General features: G+C 50.9%; 17 protein-coding genes and 3 tRNA genes. 10 read left to right on the forward strand and 10 right to left on the reverse strand.

The features are described from left to right. The first annotated feature begins 65 nt into the window (after nt 1–65). The 8 genes from HMPREF1212_RS02065 to gltA all read left to right on the forward strand — a co-directional run bounded on the left by HMPREF1212_RS02065 (nt 66) and on the right by gltA (nt 9,618). On the forward strand, nt 66–2,069 hold the full coding sequence (locus tag HMPREF1212_RS02065) for a fructose-bisphosphatase class III (RefSeq protein ID WP_046148259.1): 2,004 nt from the start codon (nt 66–68) through the stop codon (nt 2,067–2,069). 442 nt (nt 2,070–2,511) lie between these two features. Further along, entirely contained in the window at nt 2,512–3,546 is a 1,035-nt protein-coding gene (locus tag HMPREF1212_RS02075; RefSeq protein ID WP_046148261.1) for an iron ABC transporter permease, read from the forward strand. Beyond that, nucleotides 3,546–4,568 (forward strand): ABC transporter ATP-binding protein, encoded by a 1,023-nt coding sequence (locus HMPREF1212_RS02080; RefSeq protein ID WP_046148262.1) that lies wholly within the window; start codon nt 3,546–3,548, stop codon nt 4,566–4,568. Before HMPREF1212_RS02075 ends, HMPREF1212_RS02080 begins: the two co-directional genes overlap by 1 nt. A gap of 193 nt (nt 4,569–4,761) precedes the next feature. Continuing rightward, nucleotides 4,762–6,114, forward strand: a complete 1,353-nt coding sequence (locus HMPREF1212_RS02085) for an MATE family efflux transporter (RefSeq protein ID WP_046148263.1) — start codon at nt 4,762–4,764, stop codon at nt 6,112–6,114. Between the two features lie 71 nt (nt 6,115–6,185). Then, a complete protein-coding gene (locus HMPREF1212_RS02090; RefSeq protein WP_028729724.1) occupies nt 6,186–6,764 on the forward strand; it encodes a DUF4251 domain-containing protein in 579 nt (192 codons plus the stop codon). A gap of 94 nt (nt 6,765–6,858) precedes the next feature. Beyond that, complete coding sequence (locus HMPREF1212_RS02095; protein ID WP_028729723.1) at nt 6,859–7,239, forward strand: co-chaperone GroES; 381 nt, start codon at nt 6,859–6,861, stop codon at nt 7,237–7,239. A 95-nt stretch (nt 7,240–7,334) separates the two neighbouring features. Further along, nucleotides 7,335–8,132 carry a sulfide/dihydroorotate dehydrogenase-like FAD/NAD-binding protein gene (locus tag HMPREF1212_RS02100; protein ID WP_028729722.1) on the forward strand — a complete coding sequence of 266 codons (798 nt, stop codon included), beginning with the start codon at nt 7,335–7,337 and terminating at the stop codon, nt 8,130–8,132. A 13-nt stretch (nt 8,133–8,145) separates the two neighbouring features. Then, the gene (gene gltA / locus HMPREF1212_RS02105; protein ID WP_028729721.1) at nt 8,146–9,618 is read left to right on the forward strand and encodes an NADPH-dependent glutamate synthase; all 1,473 of its coding nucleotides are present in this window, start codon (nt 8,146–8,148) and stop codon (nt 9,616–9,618) included. A gap of 265 nt (nt 9,619–9,883) precedes the next feature. On the opposite strand, the gene HMPREF1212_RS02110 is transcribed toward gltA, so the two are convergent. The 10 genes from HMPREF1212_RS02110 to HMPREF1212_RS02155 all read right to left on the reverse strand — a co-directional run bounded on the left by HMPREF1212_RS02110 (nt 9,884) and on the right by HMPREF1212_RS02155 (nt 14,807). Beyond that, nucleotides 9,884–10,228 carry a HepT-like ribonuclease domain-containing protein gene (locus HMPREF1212_RS02110; protein WP_046148264.1) on the reverse strand — a complete coding sequence of 115 codons (345 nt, stop codon included), beginning with the start codon at nt 10,226–10,228 and terminating at the stop codon, nt 9,884–9,886. Then, complete coding sequence (locus HMPREF1212_RS02115) at nt 10,221–10,520, reverse strand: nucleotidyltransferase family protein (RefSeq protein ID WP_028729720.1); 300 nt, start codon at nt 10,518–10,520, stop codon at nt 10,221–10,223. The genes HMPREF1212_RS02110 and HMPREF1212_RS02115 overlap by 8 nt, the downstream gene beginning before the upstream one ends. 118 nt (nt 10,521–10,638) lie before the next feature. Next, nucleotides 10,639–10,711, reverse strand: a tRNA-Gly gene (locus HMPREF1212_RS02120). Between the two features lie 37 nt (nt 10,712–10,748). Beyond that, nucleotides 10,749–10,832 (reverse strand) — tRNA-Leu (locus HMPREF1212_RS02125). Between the two features lie 21 nt (nt 10,833–10,853). Beyond that, nucleotides 10,854–10,926, reverse strand: a tRNA-Gly gene (locus HMPREF1212_RS02130). 89 nt (nt 10,927–11,015) lie between these two features. Next, nucleotides 11,016–11,471 (reverse strand): Rieske (2Fe-2S) protein, encoded by a 456-nt coding sequence (locus tag HMPREF1212_RS02135; protein ID WP_046148265.1) that lies wholly within the window; start codon nt 11,469–11,471, stop codon nt 11,016–11,018. 4 nt (nt 11,472–11,475) lie between these two features. Further along, nucleotides 11,476–12,813, reverse strand: coding sequence for an argininosuccinate lyase (gene argH, locus HMPREF1212_RS02140; RefSeq protein ID WP_046148266.1), 1,338 nt, complete (start codon nt 12,811–12,813; stop codon nt 11,476–11,478). Nucleotides 12,814–12,823: 10 nt separating this feature from the next. Further along, nucleotides 12,824–13,234 carry an SRPBCC family protein gene (locus HMPREF1212_RS02145; RefSeq protein WP_046148267.1) on the reverse strand — a complete coding sequence of 137 codons (411 nt, stop codon included), beginning with the start codon at nt 13,232–13,234 and terminating at the stop codon, nt 12,824–12,826. A gap of 15 nt (nt 13,235–13,249) precedes the next feature. Further along, nucleotides 13,250–13,888, reverse strand: coding sequence for an orotate phosphoribosyltransferase (pyrE, locus tag HMPREF1212_RS02150; RefSeq protein WP_046148268.1), 639 nt, complete (start codon nt 13,886–13,888; stop codon nt 13,250–13,252). A gap of 475 nt (nt 13,889–14,363) precedes the next feature. Beyond that, nucleotides 14,364–14,807, reverse strand: a complete 444-nt coding sequence (locus tag HMPREF1212_RS02155; RefSeq protein WP_028729715.1) for an HU family DNA-binding protein — start codon at nt 14,805–14,807, stop codon at nt 14,364–14,366. A gap of 212 nt (nt 14,808–15,019) precedes the next feature. Between HMPREF1212_RS02155 and HMPREF1212_RS02160 the strand changes: the two genes are divergently transcribed. Then, nucleotides 15,020–15,256 carry a DUF4248 domain-containing protein gene (locus HMPREF1212_RS02160; RefSeq protein ID WP_046148269.1) on the forward strand — a complete coding sequence of 79 codons (237 nt, stop codon included), beginning with the start codon at nt 15,020–15,022 and terminating at the stop codon, nt 15,254–15,256. A 26-nt stretch (nt 15,257–15,282) separates the two neighbouring features. After that, nucleotides 15,283–17,670 (forward strand): DUF3987 domain-containing protein, encoded by a 2,388-nt coding sequence (locus HMPREF1212_RS02165; RefSeq protein WP_046148270.1) that lies wholly within the window; start codon nt 15,283–15,285, stop codon nt 17,668–17,670. Nucleotides 17,671–17,717: the final 47 nt, after the last annotated feature.

The following is a 17,717-nucleotide window of genomic DNA, read 5'->3' on the forward strand; positions in this document are numbered from 1 at the left end:
CTTTTGAGAAGGATTGTCTCCTTGTATTTGCTTATATTTGCACGGAAAAAGACAGTATACATTTTATGACGAAAGATATAACACCTGAATACGTGCTTGGTGACCTGCGTTATCTGCAATTGCTGGCGCGTAGTTTTCCTACTGTAGCCGATGCGAGTACCGAAATTATTAATCTGGAGGCCATCCTGAACCTGCCGAAGGGGACGGAGCATTTCCTGTCCGATATCCACGGGGAATACCAGGCTTTCAACCATGTGCTGAAGAATGCATCCGGTGCGATCAAACGGAAAGTGAATGAGATATTCAGTAACACGTTGCGCGACTTCGAGAAGAAAGAGTTGTGTACGCTGATCTATTACCCGGAACAGAAACTCGAACTGGTTAGGTGCAAAGAGCCCGACCTGGACGACTGGTATCTGATCACGTTGAATCAGCTGGTGCGCGTCTGCCGGAATGTATCGTCGAAGTATACACGCTCGAAAGTCCGTAAGGCACTTCCGAAGGAGTTCTCTTATATCATTCAGGAACTATTGCACGAGTCGTCGGATGAACCGAATAAATCGGCCTATCTGGATCAGGTTATTAAGACGATCATATCCACAGGGAGGGCAAAGGATTTCATTATCGCCATGTGTAACCTGATACAACGTCTGGCGATCGATACATTGCACGTGATAGGCGACATCTACGACCGTGGCCCGGGTGCCCATATCATCATGGATACCCTTTGCGATTACCACCATTTCGATATCCAGTGGGGCAACCACGATGTGCTGTGGATGGGAGCGGCTTCCGGTAACCTGGGGAGCATTGCCAATGTGATCCGTATGTGCCTGCGTTTCGGTAATCTGGCGACGCTGGAAGACGGCTACGGCATCAACCTCCTTCCGCTGGCCACGTTCGCAATGGATGTGTACGGCGATGATCCCTGCGACCTGTTCATGCCGAAGACGAATGCATCCGACTCCACGTTCGATGAAAAGACGATCCGCCTGATCTCGCAGATGCATAAGGCGATAACGATTATCCAGTTCAAGCTCGAAGGCGAGATCATCCGCCGCCGTCCCGAGTTCGAGATGGACGACCGCCTGCTGCTCCACCATATCGACCTGAAACGCGGAACCATCACTTTAGATGGAAAAGAGTTCGAGCTGAAAGATAAGAACTGGCCGACCATCAACCCGAAAGACCCCTATGCCCTGTCGATCGAGGAGGAAGACCTGATCCGCCGCATCCAGCACTCTTTCGAGTACAGTGAGAAGCTGAAGAAACATATGCGTTGTCTCTTCCGTCACGGCAGCATGTACCAGGTATGCAATTCCAACCTGCTGTTTCATGCCTCTGTCCCGATGAATGCCGACGGGACGCTAAAAAGCATCCGTATAGAAGGGCAGGAATACAAAGGTAAAAGCCTGCTCGATAAAGTAGACCAGTTGATCCGCACCGCCTATTTCGACTCGGAGGACTCTCCTGAAAAGGACTTTGCGATGGATTATATCTGGTATCTCTGGGGAGGAAAAGACTCTCCCTTGTTCGATAAGAGCAAGATGGCTACCTTCGAGCGAGCTTTTATCGACGATAAGGCGGTACAGAAGGAAGAGAAAGGCGCTTATTATACCCTCCGCGAAGAAGAGAAGGTATGCGATATGTTATTGGATGAGTTCGGCGTAACGGGTATGCACCGCCACATCATCAACGGGCACGTCCCTGTCCGTTCCATCGAAGGCGAAAACCCCATCAAAGCCAATGGCAAGCTGTTGGTGATCGACGGTGGTTTCTCGCGGCCTTATCATGCCGAAACGGGGATTGCCGGTTATACGTTGGTGTATCACTCCCGTGGTTTCCAGCTGGTACAGCATGAGCCGTTCCTGTCGACCGACCAGGCCATCAAAGAGGGGCGTGATATCCGTTCCACCACGATCGTAGTGGAACTGAGTTCCCACCGTCAGATGGTAAAGGATACCGACAAAGGCACCGACCTGCAACGCCAGATCCATGATCTGGAAAAGCTGTTGTATGCTTACCGCAACGGCTTTATCAAGGAAAAGGATAAACTACTTTTCCCTTGATGGAAAAGTAGCCAAAAGATCAAGGCTGCACCTGTCTCGCTACTCCGCATCCTGCATTCGCTGTCGCCTCCGAACTCGCTTCGCTCAAACAGCGGATGCTCCGGCCGCTCACTCCGGCTGCTGCGCTTAACGCTCACCAGCTGAGGCCTGTCATAGGAAGCTTCGCTTCCTTTGGAGATGGCCGATACCGATACCTTTATAACAGACAGTATCGGCCATCCCCATAGAACGCGAAGCGTTCTTGAAAAGGCCTCAGCGGATGAGCGTCCGCGAAGGGGAAAGACGAAGCGTCAGGAGGCTGCGCTGTTTGAGCAAAGCGAGTTCGCAGACGACAGCGTAGTCTTTCACCGTAGCAGCGAAGCCGGTGCAGCCTTGAACTTTTGATTACTTTTCTTTCAAGAGAAAAGTAATATTAAGATAAAATAAGAACAGAATTAATTATATGCAAAAACGAATAACCTGGTCTCCCTTACTGCTAACCGCCCTGATGGTTCTCTTATTTCTGGGTGGGCTGGTATACGGTGCCGTATCCATCCCTTTGGAGAGCGTTATCGATATTCTGATGGGGAAAGACGTCGGTCGTCCCGCCTGGCAGAATATCATCCTGCAAAGCCGCTTCCCGCAAGCTGTTACGGCTCTGCTGGCCGGTGCTTCGCTGGCAACCAGCGGATTGCTGTTGCAAACCCTGTTCCGTAACCCGTTGGCAGGCCCTTCCATCCTGGGAATCAGCGATGGAGCCAACCTGGGAGTGGCTGCCATCATGCTCTATTTCGGCGGTACGCTGAGTATGGTCACTGAGTTGCCTATCAGCGGCTATCTCGCTGTTATTTTCGCCGCCTTTGCCGGGGCAGCCTGCATACTGGGACTGATCATCTGGTTCTCGGCCAAGGTGAAAAGCAACGTCATGCTGCTTATCATCGGTATCATGATCGGCTATCTCGCCTCCTCCCTGATATCGGTACTCAACTATTACGCCTCGACCGACAAAGTCCATGCCTTCGTGATGTGGGGCCTTGGTAACTTCTCAGGCGTCTCCCTGATGCAGCTGCCTTATTTCCTCCTCTTCACCCTCGCCGGACTGCTGCTGGCCATCCTGCTGATAAAACCCCTCAACGCCCTGCTGCTGGGGGAAATGTATGCTGCCAACCTCGGAATCCGAATCAAACGCACCCGCATATTGATCCTGTTCTGTACCGGACTGCTTACCGCTACGACGACCGCTTTCTGTGGCCCGATCTCCTTCATCGGACTGGCCGTTCCGCATATCGCCCGCTTGATGTTGGGCTCCTCGAACCATAAGATGCTGGTTCCCGTCACGATGCTGGCCGGTTCCTGCATCGCCCTGCTCTGTAATATATTGATGGTGATGCCCGGAACCAACAACATCCTCCCGCTCAATGCCGTGACGCCGATGCTCGGAGCCCCGGTTATCATCTATGTGATCGTGAACCGTAAGAATATCCAATACTTCGACTGATGAACAGACAGACACCTGTAATAGAAACCAATCGCCTCAGTATTGGCTATCCCCTGAAAGGCGGCAAGCGCAAGGTGATCCATGACGACCTCAGCCTCAGGCTCTTCCCCGGTGAAGTGACCTGCCTGCTGGGACTGAACGGAGCCGGCAAATCGACCCTGCTGCGTACCCTCTGCGGTTTCCAGCCCCCGTTGGGCGGCGATATCTCCCTGATGGGAAAACCCCTGTCGTCATACTCGCAAAGCAACTTTTCCCTTACGGTAGGTGTTGTATTGACGGAAAAGACGAACGCGGGTGGCATCACCGTCTACGAACTTGTTTCGCTGGGACGCCACCCTTACACAGGCTTCTTCGGACAACTGAAGGCGGCCGACAGGGAGATCATCGAGCAATCGCTTGCAGCAGCCGGCATTGCCCACAAAGCACAAAACTATGTATCCGAACTGAGCGACGGCGAACGGCAGAAAGCCATGATCGCCAAAGCCCTTGCGCAGCAATGCCCCATCATCCTGCTGGACGAACCTACGGCCTTCCTCGACGTAACGAGCCGCATCGAAACGATGGTTTTGCTGCACCGCCTGGCTATGGAACAGCAGAAAGCGATTCTGCTTTCCACCCACGACCTCGACCTGGCTATCCAGATGGGCGACTGTCTCTGGCTCCAGGAAAAAGGCCGCCCGATGGCTTGCGGTACGCCCGAAGACCTGATCCTGAGCGGTGCCTTCGAATCTTTCTTCGGAAAAGAAGGTATCGTCTTCGACCCGTCGACCGGCAAGCTGAATACCGAAGCCCCGGTCACCCCCGTTGGAGTGGAAGGCGACTTCCTTGTCTCCTATTGGGTGGGCAATGCCCTGATACGGAACGGTTACCGCCCCTCGCCCGTAAAGCCGGGGCAATTGAATATAAACTGCCTTGCCTCCGGCAGCCTGCACCTTACATGGCCTGGCGGTGAGGAGGAGGAGCTTCCCGATGTGGCGGCACTGGTCGCTGCGGTAAGGGAGGGGGTTGCCTCACCCGGATGAGGTAAGGTGCCACACCGGGATATGGTGAGCAAACACATCTGGATATGGTATATTACCACACCGGGATATGGTAAACTGTCATATCAGGGTATGGCACTATCTCTCTCTCGGGGATATGATAAGGGGGTAAGGTCGTTTTGACACACCCGCATAAGGAACGAAACAATAGAATAACAGTAAGTATAGATGAATTATGGCAAATGAAATAATCGGACGGTTGGAGAAAGAGAAGATATCCCGTCTGTTGTTACAATATGCTATCCCGGCCGTGGTCGGGACGATGGTGAATGCGTTGTATAACATTGTCGACCGTGTCTTTATCGGTCAGGGAGTCGGTGCGCTGGCGATGGCCGGCCTTACGCTGACGTTTCCCATCTTGCTTTTCCTGCAGGCTTTCGGTATGCTGATTGGTGCGGGAGCCGCCACCCGTGTCTCCATCCATTTGGGAAGGAAGGCGAACGAGATGGCGGAGAAGGTGCTGGGGAATGCTTTTACGCTGACATTTATTATCACCCTGGTCACCGTCGTCCCTTGTATGATCTGGATGGACGACCTGCTGCTGGCTTTCGGGGGAAGTGAACAGACCATCCCTTATGCCCGCGACTACCTGAATATCGTCGTGCCCGGAACGATCCTGACCTCGCTCAGCTTCGGCTTCAACGCGATTATGCGCGCTTCCGGTTATCCGAAGAAAGCCATGTTTACCATGCTGATCGGGGCGGTGGTGAATGTCATTCTCGACCCGATCTTTATCTTCTGGCTAGACATGGGCATCCGGGGAGCGGCCATCGCGACCATTATCTCGATGCTGCTGAGCGCCCTGTTCGTTATGAACCATTTCATCCAGAAAGACAGTATCGTACGTTTCCATAAGGGAACGTTCAAACTGGAGGGGCATGTGGTGTGGAACATCCTCACCATCGGTATCTCGCCTTTTGCCATGCAGCTGGCGGGCAGCCTGGTCGTCGTTATCCAGAACTATGCCTTGAAGGTGCACGGGGGCGACCTGGCGTTGGGAGCCAACGGCATCATAACCAGTGTCGGCATGTTGCTGGTGATGCTTATTATTGGTATCGCGCAAGGGATGCAGCCTATCGTCGGGTTCAATTACGGTGCCGGACAACATAAGCGCGTGCAGGACACCTTGCGGCTGGTCATCATCACTGCGACAATTATCATGGGGCTGGGCTGTCTGGCGAGCGTCTTGTTTCCGCGGTTGATAGCCCGTGCGTTCACCAGCGATCCGGAGTTGATCGAGGTGACGGCCAACGGCCTGCGGATCAGTTTGATGGTGTTCGTCGTTGTCGGTTCGCAGATATCCATCAGCCAGTTTTTCCAGAGTATCGGTATTGCCTGGAAAGCGATGTTCCTTAGCCTGAGCAGGCAATGCCTGTTCCTGATTCCGGCTCTGCTCGTGTTCCCTGAGTTCTGGGGATTGGACGGCGTATGGTACGCGTCTCCTTTTTCGGACTTCATCGCAGCCGTAACTGCCTGGGCTTTCCTGTGGTACCATGTTAAAAACATAAAAAGTGAAACGTTAAATTGAACTTCCAGGCGAGTTATTTGTCTATTATATGAAAAGTGGTTCGCTACGTATTAATTATAAAGAATAGAAGTATGAAAAGAGTTTTATTATTGCTAGCTGTCCTGTTATTTGGCCTCGGTACGGGAACGATGATGGCACAACAGGATAAAGCAGCTGAAAAAGCAGCAAAAAAGGCCGAGAAAGAAGCAAAGAAAGCAGCGGAAGAAGCCGAGAACATGGCTATGTTCGACCTGGCCGTACAGGCTCTTAACGCAAAAGACTTTGTGCTCGAAGCAGACCGTGTGGAATTTAAACGCGGACGTTTCGTTTATGTAACTCCCAGCACTAACTTCGTATCGATGAAAGGCAACCGGGCAACGATCCAGTTGGCATTCAACGGAGCTTATGCAGGCCCTAACGGAATAGGGGGTATCACTGTCGATGGTAACGCCTCAAACGTAGAGATGAAGACCGATAAGAAAGGTAATGTCACTTTCAGTATGATGGTACAGGGCGTTGCCGTATCGGCCAACGTAACCTTCCGGATGGTGAAGGGCAGCAACAAATGTACGGCTACTGTAAGCCCGAACTTCAACAGCAACCGTATCTCGTTCACCGGTTCACTCTATCCGACGGAACAGTCCAACGTGTTTAAGGGACGCTCCATTTAAACATAATTGATATACTCTGAACGAAAGGGAGACGTTGCTTTGCGACGTCTCTTTTTTTATATCTTTGCATCACAACTAATAAAACATAACGATTATGCAATTATCGATAGACCAGAAGGACATAGACAAATTCATTATGATAGGCGATAAAGTGCTTATCAAACCCAAGAACCCGCAGAGCCAGACCAAGTCCGGTCTGTATCTCCCGCCCACGGTGCAGCAGGAGAAGATACAAAGCGGTTATATCATCAAGGTAGGCCCCGGCTTCCCGTTGCCCTCCCAGAGCGAAGAGCATGAAGTGTGGGAGAAGAAGGAAGGAGAGGTGCATTACCTGCCCCTGCAGGCGCATGAAGGCGATCTCGCTGTCTTTCTGCAAAATGCCGCCTATGAGATTAACTTTAACGACGAGAAGTTCCTGATCGTGCCGCATTCTGCCATTTTAATGCTGATGCGCGACGAAGGATTGTTCGAATAAAGCCTTTTTCTTTGGCAAAATACTAATCTATTCACATTTTTGATGTATTTTTGCAAGCAAATCAACAAGACAAACTATCAACAGTAGCGATTAGAATGAATAAAATTGTAAGTAAAGAACATTTCTCTGCCAACGTAGTGAAGCTGGAAGTTGAGGCTCCTCTGATTGCCCGCTCACGCAAGGCCGGTCACTTCGTGATCGTGAAAGTGGGAGAGAAAGGCGAACGTATCCCCTTAACCATTGCAGGAGCAGACACGCAGAAAGGAACCATCACCCTGGTGATCCAGGCCGTGGGAGGTTCGTCCAAGAAGATCTGCGATTTGAACGCAGGCGATTATATCACCGACCTGGTAGGCCCCCTGGGACAAGCTACCCATATCGAAAAGGTAGGTACGGTGGTCTGTGCCGGAGGTGGCGTAGGTGTAGCTCCGCTGCTGCCTATCGTTGAAGCATTCCATAAGGCCGGCAACCGCGTGATCGTCGTGCTGGCTGCCCGTACGAAAGACCTGGTGATCCTCGAAGACCAGATGAAGGCCAACTCCGACGAAGTGATCGTGATGACCGACGACGGTTCCTACGGCACGAAAGGACTGGTGACGAACGGCGTCGAAAGCGTGATCAACCGTGAGAAGGTAGACCTGTGTGTAACCATCGGCCCGGCTGTGATGATGAAATTCGTTTCAGCCCTTACAAAGAAATACGAGATACCTACTGTCGCTTCCCTCAATACGATCATGGTAGACGGTACCGGTATGTGCGGTGCCTGCCGTATCACGGTGGGCGGAAAGACGAAGTTCGTCTGTGTGGACGGCCCCGAATTCGACGCCCATCAGGTTGATTTCGACGAGATGCTGATGCGTCTGAGCGCTTATAAAGATATTGAAAAGAAGTAACCACCGAGATACAATGACAACAGAAGAATTGATCGCTGCCCGCCGTGCCGAGCCCTGGAGGGAAGCACTGCGCAAAAGCAAGAAGAATAAAGAACGCACGGATATCCCCCGTGTAGAGATGAACGAACTCGATCCGGAATACCGCAGCCACACCCGCCTGGAAGAGGTGAACCTGGGGCTGACGAAGGAACAGGCCATGCAGGAGGCGCAACGTTGCCTCGACTGCCCGAACCCTACCTGTATGGAAGGTTGCCCGGTGAGCATCAACATCCCGACATTTATCAAGAACATCGAACGCGGCGAGTTTCTCGAAGCAGCCAAAGTGCTGAAGGAAACCAGTGCGTTGCCTGCCGTTTGCGGCCGTGTTTGTCCTCAGGAGAAACAATGCGAAAGCAAATGTATCCATCTGAAGATGAAAAAGGAACCGGTGGCTATCGGTTACCTCGAACGTTTCGCTGCCGACTACGAGCGTGAAAGCGGACAGATATCCGTCCCCGAAATCGCTGAGAAGAACGGTATCAAGATCGCCGTGATCGGATCGGGCCCTGCCGGCCTTTCCTTTGCCGGAGATATGGCGAAGCGCGGATACGATGTAACTGTATTCGAAGCGCTTCACGAGATCGGCGGCGTATTGAAATACGGTATTCCCGAATTCCGCTTGCCTAACAAGATCGTGGATGTGGAGATTGAAGGCCTTCGGAAGATGGGCGTGAAATTCATTTCCAACTGTATCGTCGGCAAGACGATCAGTTACGACGACCTGCACGAAGAGGGCTTCAAAGGCTTCTTTGCCGCCAGCGGTGCCGGCCTGCCCAACTTCATGAACATACCGGGTGAAAACCTGATCGGCGTGATGTCGTCCAACGAATACCTGACACGTGTCAACCTGATGGACGCGGCCAACCCCGAAAGCGATACCCCTGTGCTGCAAGGCAAGAAGGTGGCCGTGATCGGTGGAGGTAATACCGCGATGGACTCCGTTCGTACCGCCCGCCGCCTGGGTGCCGAACGTGCCATGATCGTCTACCGCCGGAGCGAAGAGGAAATGCCTGCCCGTATCGAGGAGGTGAAACATGCCAAGGAAGAAGGCGTGGAATTCCTGAACCTGCACAACCCGGTCGAATACATCGGTGACGAAAGAGGCCGTGTAAAACAGATGCGTCTGCAGAAGATGGAACTGGGCGAACCGGATGCTTCCGGACGTCGCCGTCCCGTAGCCATCGAAGGAGCCATCGATACGATCGACGTAGACGAAGTTATCGTCAGCGTCGGTGTTTCTCCCAACCCGCTTATCCCGCGTGCCTTCAGCGGCCTGGAAGTGAGCAAATGGGGCACAATCGTAGTCGACCAGGATACGATGCGTTCGGCTTTGCCGGATGTATATGCCGGAGGCGACATCGTACGTGGCGGTGCTACCGTGATCCTGGCGATGGGTGATGGCCGTAAAGCGGCTGCCGCTATGGATGCCAGCCTGCAGGGAAAATGATCTGAAATTAAGATAAAGCGAGAAGCCCGGCCATTGAGGTCGGGCTTTTTTATTGCCGGAACAGGATGAAATCTATGCTATTTCTGATTTTTCAATGCTTCCTTGCAAAAAAAGGTTGTAATGATAAATTTATTCTTATATTTGCGTTTACCGTATCAAACGGAACCAGACATAAAAGAGAGGTAAAGAAGATATTTATACAACAGTTATAAATATTGGTGTGTCTATGAAGGGGCTGCGACAGGTGTGTTGCAGCCCTATTTGTTTATTTAGGGTGGTTAAGTAAGTCTAAAACATCTTTCTTTAAAGCCGGGATGTGTCTTATAATGAGCCCCCAGAGAAATTCGGTAGTGACACTGTCGTAACCGTGTATTACTTTGTTCCTTGTATTGACGATTGCTCTGGCGTTAGGCAATATAAAAGTCGGATCTATTTTGAGGATTCGATTGATTGCTTCTCCCATTATTTCAACGTTTCTCTCAACGGCTCTTTGGAGAATAATCTCTTTCCTGAATTCCTCGAATAGTTTAGGCCCTTCAGGAAAATAGCTTTCCACTTCATTAATAGAAAGAAGCACATCGTACAGATGTTTTTCAATATACTCATCCATATATTAATTGCTTTGACGAGTCAATGTTTCTTCGTAAAATAGGATTTCGTATAGCTTTATCTTCGAGTAAATCTACATCCCTGCGGAAGATATTGGATAATGCATCTTTTAAATCAAAGTAATTGTCTGCGTAATCTTCCGGTGTGACGCCTTCAAAGTCTACCAATAAATCGATGTCGCTCTTGTCGGTAAAGCGATTTGTCAGTACAGAACCGAAAGCAAACATTCTTTTTACTTTATGCTTCTTGCATAAAGCAATAATTCCGGGTAAGTAATTGCTGAAGAAGTTCATATCCTTTGTCTTTAGTTATAACAAAGGTATATATTATTCTTTAAACGGACAACAGGAGGAAGTTGTATAAAATAAAAAGCCCCGATATTGCAAGCAATACCGAGGCCTTTTGGAAGCGAGCGAAAGACGGGACTCGAACCCGCGACCCTAACCTTGGCAAGGTTATGCTCTACCAACTGAGCTACTTTCGCAAATCGAAAGGGATGAACCCGAAAAATACATCCTTTGTACTCGAAGCGGGACTTGAACCCGCACAGCCGCAATGGCCAAAGGATTTTAAGTCCTTCGTGTCTACCATTCCACCATTCGAGCATCCCTTTCTCTTAAGAGATGAGCGAAAGACGGGACTCGAACCCGCGACCCTAACCTTGGCAAGGTTATGCTCTACCAACTGAGCTACTTTCGCGTTCTTTGCGTTTGCGTGTGCAAAGGTAGATAACTTTTTTATATCTGCAAATAATTGGAGAAAAAAGTTTACCGCAAGGGCTGATTTTTTTAATACTGGATTAATAATTCACTCCCGCGCTGGGTGACATTAAACTTCGTAAGTGCAAATTCCGACGGGCCATCTGACGGAGTACCAGACCCGTAGGCTATTTCATACTTCGTTCCGCATTCCGGACACTGTGCCCACCCTGTATTATCAGCTTTTACCCTGATATCCTTTTTTCCTTCGTGGGGGCAACACAAATCATAAGCATAATATTGTGTACCTCCCGTAGTGGCGCTGAAGCCGTTTACGACCAGCACGCCCGAATAACCGAGCCGTGTGCCGTAATTCTGGCCTGCCTCGCTTGTGATCTCTTTAAAGTTAAGAGAACCCACCAGGTCTTTGTCTTTGAACTGCAAGTCCAATTCCAGGTATACCGGTGCATAAGGCACGTTCGACACATTCACCTTATTGCACGACATCACCAGCAACACCACCAAACAAAAAAATATCCTTTTCATCTTATTATGCTAACAGTTTCTTTTCAGCTTCGTTTACCTTATTAAACGAGAAACCGTCGATAATATTTTGCATCAGGGCGGAAATACTGTCATTGCACAGATTACCGATACTACCCTCATGTGTATGGTTCACAGCCTTATTCGGCGTGAAATTACCCGCTTCGATCTCCAGACCGACCCGTTTATAAGCGTCGCGGAAAGGAACACCTTCCAGCACGAGACGGTTCACCTCCTCTACACTGAACAGCAGGGCATACTTATCGTCATCCAGGATATGATCGTTTACCTTTACTTCGCGCATCATATGCGTAACCATGCGGAGGCAATCCTTCAGCTCGTCGAAAGCAGGCAGGAACACCTCTTTGATGATCTGCAGGTCGCGGAAATAACCCGACGGCAGGTTGTTGCATATCAACGTGATCTGCTGCGGCAATCCTTGTATCTTATTACATTTCGCACGCGTCAGTTCGAACACATCCGGGTTCTTTTTATGCGGCATGATGCTGGAACCCGTCGTAAACTGATCCGGCAACTTGATGAAACCGAAGTTTTGGCTATTGAACATACAAGCATCGAACGCCAGCTTCGAAAGCGAAGCGGCAATACCCGCCATTGCAAAAGCCACCGTGCGCTCCATCTTGCCGCGTCCCATCTGCGCATACACAACATTATAATCCATCGAGTCGAAGCCCAACAGGTCGGTAGTCATGCTGCGGTTCAGCGGGAAAGACGAGCCGTATCCGGCAGCCGAACCCAGCGGATTGCGGTTGCACACCTTGTAGGCCGCCTGCATCATCTGCAAATCGTCAGCCAGGCTCTCGGCATATGCACCGAACCAAAGGCCGAACGACGAAGGCATCGCCACCTGCAAATGGGTATATCCCGGCATCAACACCTCCTGATAGCGGTTACTCTGGCTGATCAGTACCTCGAACAGGCCGTTCGTCAGTTCCACCAGCTCCTGTATCTGTGCACGCGTGTAGAGTTTCAGGTCGAGCAGCACCTGGTCGTTGCGCGAACGTCCGCTGTGTATCTTCTTGCCCACATCGCCCAGACGGCGTGTCAGCATCAGCTCCACCTGCGAATGGACGTCTTCCACGCCCTCTTCGATCACGAACTCACCGCTGTCGGCAACGGCATAGATGTTTTTCAGTTCTGCCAGCAGCGCTGTCAGTTCCTCTTTCGTGAGCAACCCGATGCTTTCAAGCATCGTGATATGAGCCATCGAGCCAAGAACGTCGTACTTAGCGAGGTAAAGATCCATTTCGCGGTCTTTGCCTACGGTAAAGGTTTCGACTTCCTTGTCTACCTGTACATTTTTTTCCCAAAGTTTCTGAGCCATAATGCGGAGATTAATAAGGCAGGCCGGCAATCACAGTCGATATCTTGTCGAGAGCGTCCTGCAACGGTTTTGATACCATCGGTTTGATAAACGGGTTCAGATCGGCGCGGATCGTCATCTTCAGCCGCGTGTCGTTTTCCTCCATCTGTTTCAGTTGGATCCAGAGGAAGAGGGGAACGGGCGAATTGGTTGTAGTAAATTTGATCGTTTTATTCGGTTCGCGCTCAACGATCTCGAAGCGTATCTTACCTACGGGATCGACAGCGAAACTACAGGAGTCGCTGTCGAACTCAAAGTCTTTTATCTTGTCCTGCGGAATGCGGTCCTTTACCCGTTCCAGGTTGGAAAGGTCGGACAGCATTGCATAGACACGATCCTCGTTATAGGGGATCGTTTTGATCTCACTAACAAATTCTGTCATCCTGCTATTGTCTGATTAAGCTTCGGGATTCCAGTTTGCGGGGTCTTTACGCCATTCCTGCAGGGTAGCGATTTCCGATTCGTCGATATAGTCTGTGCGTACAGCCTCTTCGATAACGGCATCGTAATTGCTCAGCGTAGTCAATGTAACCTTGGCATCCTTGAACTGCTGTGCTGCAACAGGGAAACCGTGTGTGAAGATGGCTACCATACCTACCACGTCGCAACCGAAGTTACGTACAGCCTGAACAGCTTTCAAACTGCTGCCGCCGGTAGATACCAGGTCTTCGATGATTACTACTTTAGAACCCGGTTTCAATTCACCTTCGATAAGGTTTTCCAGTCCGTGATCCTTCGGCGTTGCGCGGATGTAAACAAAAGGCAATCCCAACAGGTCGGCAACCAATGCACCCTGTGCGATAGCTCCTGTGGCAACTCCTGCGATGGCGTCTGCGTTTTCGTATTTCTCGCTGATAACACGTGCCAGTTCCAGTTTTATGAAGCTACGAACAGCCGGGTAAGAAAGCGTCTTTCTGTTATCACAGTAAATCGGCGACTTCCAGCCGGAAGCCCATGTGAACGGATTGGCCGGTTGTAACTTAACGGCTTTAATTTTTAATAATTTCTCTGCAACTAATCTTTCCAGTGTTTTCATACAATCCTACATATATATTTATATCAAAGTGCAAAAGTAGGCAATCGGAATGATATAACCTTGTAGATACTGAAAAAAATGAATGCCTGAAAAGATGTTATTTAAAACAAAGAGCCCGCCCTTTCTTCCAGAGCAGGCTTGGAAAGAGGGGGCAGGCTGTTTGCGGGGCAGTCCGTGAACTACCCGTACGGAGCTGGCTTTCGTCAGAATCTGAGACGTATCCTAAGGGATAGTTTCAAATAGAGGTTCAGCCCTTTCCTGGCCAGGCGGCGAAGCAGGGCGGGGATAGTTTTCAACAGGAGCAATTGTTTCTTCATCCGGGGTGGGTTTAAAGTGAAACAGAAAATTAAGCAAAGCGAGAATGAACTCGAGGATTTTTTTTATTTTTGCCATAGGATAATTATTATTTATAGGGTGGATAATTCGATAATCGCCCGGACAGTCTTGTCGTTGCATACCAGGCTGCACCTAATAACTACTCGATGACGGGTCGGTCGTCCTCGCCGCCGGCATCCGGCTGTTCCGGCTCTTTGCCGATACGCTCGAAGCTGACTTTATCGAGCATGGCACGCAACCGGGCGCCGGGGGTAAAGATGATTTTCGGTTTGCGGATCATGCCCGCCTGGAAATCCTTTTCGAGCACCGAGCCCGAACTGCCGATCGACAGGCGGAGACGCCCCAGCGTATCCAGTTCGACCACCTCATTACGCAGCAACGCCTCCTCCGTTGCCCGTAGCAGTCCGCGCACCACCAGCGCCACATCACCGTCGCTCGCCGTCGAGCGGTCGGCTATCACATCGCAGATCGAATTAAAATTCATCGTTCCGCTTACCGGGGCAGATGCATAATGACGTTTCGCACCTTCTGCCGCACCTTTCGTAAGGTCTTTTTTCAAGACCAGCTTGTACTTTACTGACATAACTTTAAATGTTTAAGGGTTAGTGTATTAAAATCTTTATTTCTGATTACATTACAAAGATAATGCACGCGTTGCCAACGAAAGGATACTGTGGAAAGGTGTAGGATAATCAGTATGTATTATTTTTTCGATAAATATCCATTGAAAAGCTAACAACGTATTCATTTAATTCCTACATTGTGGTGTAATAAATAATTAAATATCAAAAAAATATGGAAGACAAAAAAACGCAACTGTCTCCCTGGGGGAGAGCGTATGGGGTAACGGAATTTGCCCAACTTTATTTTCCCGGCCACACACCGGTGATTGCCTATAAACGAATGTGGGAATGGATACGCACCTCGCGCGGACTGAAAGCCAAGCTCGAAGCCGCCGGGTGGGTGAAGTTCCAGAAACTCTACACGCCGAAGCAAGTAGGCGTACTGATCGAACATCTGGGGGAACCCTGACAGTATAAACCTCATTATAATTTAGTATGAGAAATCAAATTAATCAAGACGTTGAATGTACCCTGTTCAGAACAGCATTCGACACCCTTTCTTACACACCGGCCACACTCGGAAACTATTTCGCCGACGTGGTGAACGGTAAGTACAAACAACCGGTAGAAAACGTCCGCGCCCTGGTAGCCTCCGGCCAGCAGGAAGAAGCGAATGCCTGCAAAAAGAACCTGCCTTTGCTGGTGGCGGGTGGTCGCATGGAGGGCGGCCGCAAACGCGAGCACCTGGCAGATTACTCCCGCTGCGTAACGGGCGACCTCGACCATGTGCCCGGATCACCCGCGGAACTGCTTGCCCGGGCCAAAGCACTGGCATATGTGAAAGCCGGCCATATCAGCCCTTCGGGCACCGGGCTGAAACTCTTCGTGCTGGTAGACAGCGATATGGAACACCACGAACAGGCCTTTACTGTGGTCAGCCGACTGCTTGAAGCCGACCTGCCGGGCGTGAAGGTAGACCCTTCGGGCAAAGACCCCAACCGCGGTTGTTTCGTTAGTTACGACCCGACGGCCTTTTATAAGGAAGTGGCCGAAGTGGTAAACATCCCTGTGGCTCCCGATCAGACGGATGTTTTCTCGCCCTCCGAACCGCGCTCGCTGTCGAACTACATCGATAAGTTTGAAATGAACAACCCCTTCACCGACGGCTACCGCCACAGCTATGTGGTGCGACTCGCTTCGGCGCTCAACAGTGCCGGTTTCAGCCAGGCCGAAGTGACGGCCGAATGCCTCTACCGCTACACCGCTCCGGGCTTCGGTGAAAAAGAAATCCTCACGACCGTGGGCGACATCTACCGCCGCTACCGCACAGCGCATGGCAGCAAAAACTGGTGTCCGCCGGTGGCTCCGGATGGCCTTCCGAGTGTCAAGAGTGTCAGGAGTGCCACCCCCCTTTCCGGAAATCACACCCCTGGCGAAGAGTCGCCTCTGGGCTTTGATATAGAACCCGAAGAGGCCGGTTTGCCCCACTTCGACAAGGTGCTCTTAAGTCGTCTTCCCGGACTGATCGGTGACATCCTGAAGACTGCTTCCGACGATCGCGAATACGACCTCATGCTGATCTCCTCGCTCACCATCCTCAGCACCATCATGCCGGGTGTGAGCGGTATGTTGAAAAAGGAATCCTACAAGCCCTCTTTCTATACCCTCATTATCGGCCCTTCCGGAAGCGGCAAGGGATGCATCAATATCGTCTACCGGATTGCAAAAGCCTGGCAAACCTATGTAGGCGATAATTCGAAAGCCGAGGTAAAGGACTATTTGCAGAAGAAAGAGGCTTCCGATCTGTATAAGGCGCAGCAGCGTGTTTCGAAAGGAAAGGCTCCGGCGGGCATTCCTCCCGAAGACCCCGAACCTGTACGGTTGAAACGTTTGCATATCAGTGGTTACACCTCTACCGCCCGCATGATCGAGCAGTTGGAAGTGAACAGCCCCTATGCCTCGTTGCTCTACGAAACCGAACTCGAGTCGGTCAACAACACCTTGATGCAGGATTTCGGAGGGTATGGGTATATTCTCAACCAGGCGTTTCATCACGAGCAGATCAGCAGCTCGTCGAAAACGAACGGTACCGCGCTGGTAGAATCTCCCGAACTGGGTTTCCTGGCCACCGGCACCCCTGCCATGCTTCCCCTGTTGATTCCCTCTACCGAGAGCGGGCTTTTCAGTCGTATGATGATTTACCGTATTGCCGGACGCACCGAGTATCACCCCCTCACATCGGGCGACGATTCGCAGAGCAGCCTGCGTTATTTCGACAGCCTGGCTCAGCGCGTGCTCGATATGGCGATCTATCTCGAACATGCACCTACGTTTGTCAGCTTCACCGACAAGCAGCGCAAACGACTGGATCGTTACTTTGAACGTGAATATAATAATGTACGCGTATTCGGCAACGACGACGTGGCTTCGGTAGTGCTTCGCCACCGCCTGATCATCTTCCGTATAGCGATGACGCTGACGGGAATCCGCAAGGGGGAAGAGCGGAGGAGAGCCGCAGAAGTGGAGCATTTAAACCGGGACGGGAAATTGCCGGAAGAAGACATCGCCATTTCGGACGAAGATTTCGACATCGCTTTCCATATCGGTACCTGCTGTCTGCGCCATTCGCTGGTGGTAAGCACTTCGTTGAAGCATAGCGATACGGGGCAGCATCATAAGCTACCGGAAGCGCAGGTGGATCTGTTTGATGCGATGCCCGACAGGTTCAAAACGGCGGAAGTGCTCGATGTGGCTTCTGTCCGGGGAATCAGCCGTTCGAGTGTGTTCCGTATGTTGAAGAAAGCGCAAGTGTATGGCTTATTGATTTTAGAATCAGTTGGTTGCTATGCGAAAACGGATAAAGGCAAAAATGTCAAAAACTGAAAAAGGGGGGTGAAACTCTTGACACTCGTGACACTCCTACGGCAGTT

The sequence above is a fragment of the Parabacteroides sp. HGS0025 genome, assembly GCF_000969845.1.
GTDB lineage: Bacteria > Bacteroidota > Bacteroidia > Bacteroidales > Tannerellaceae > Parabacteroides > Parabacteroides gordonii.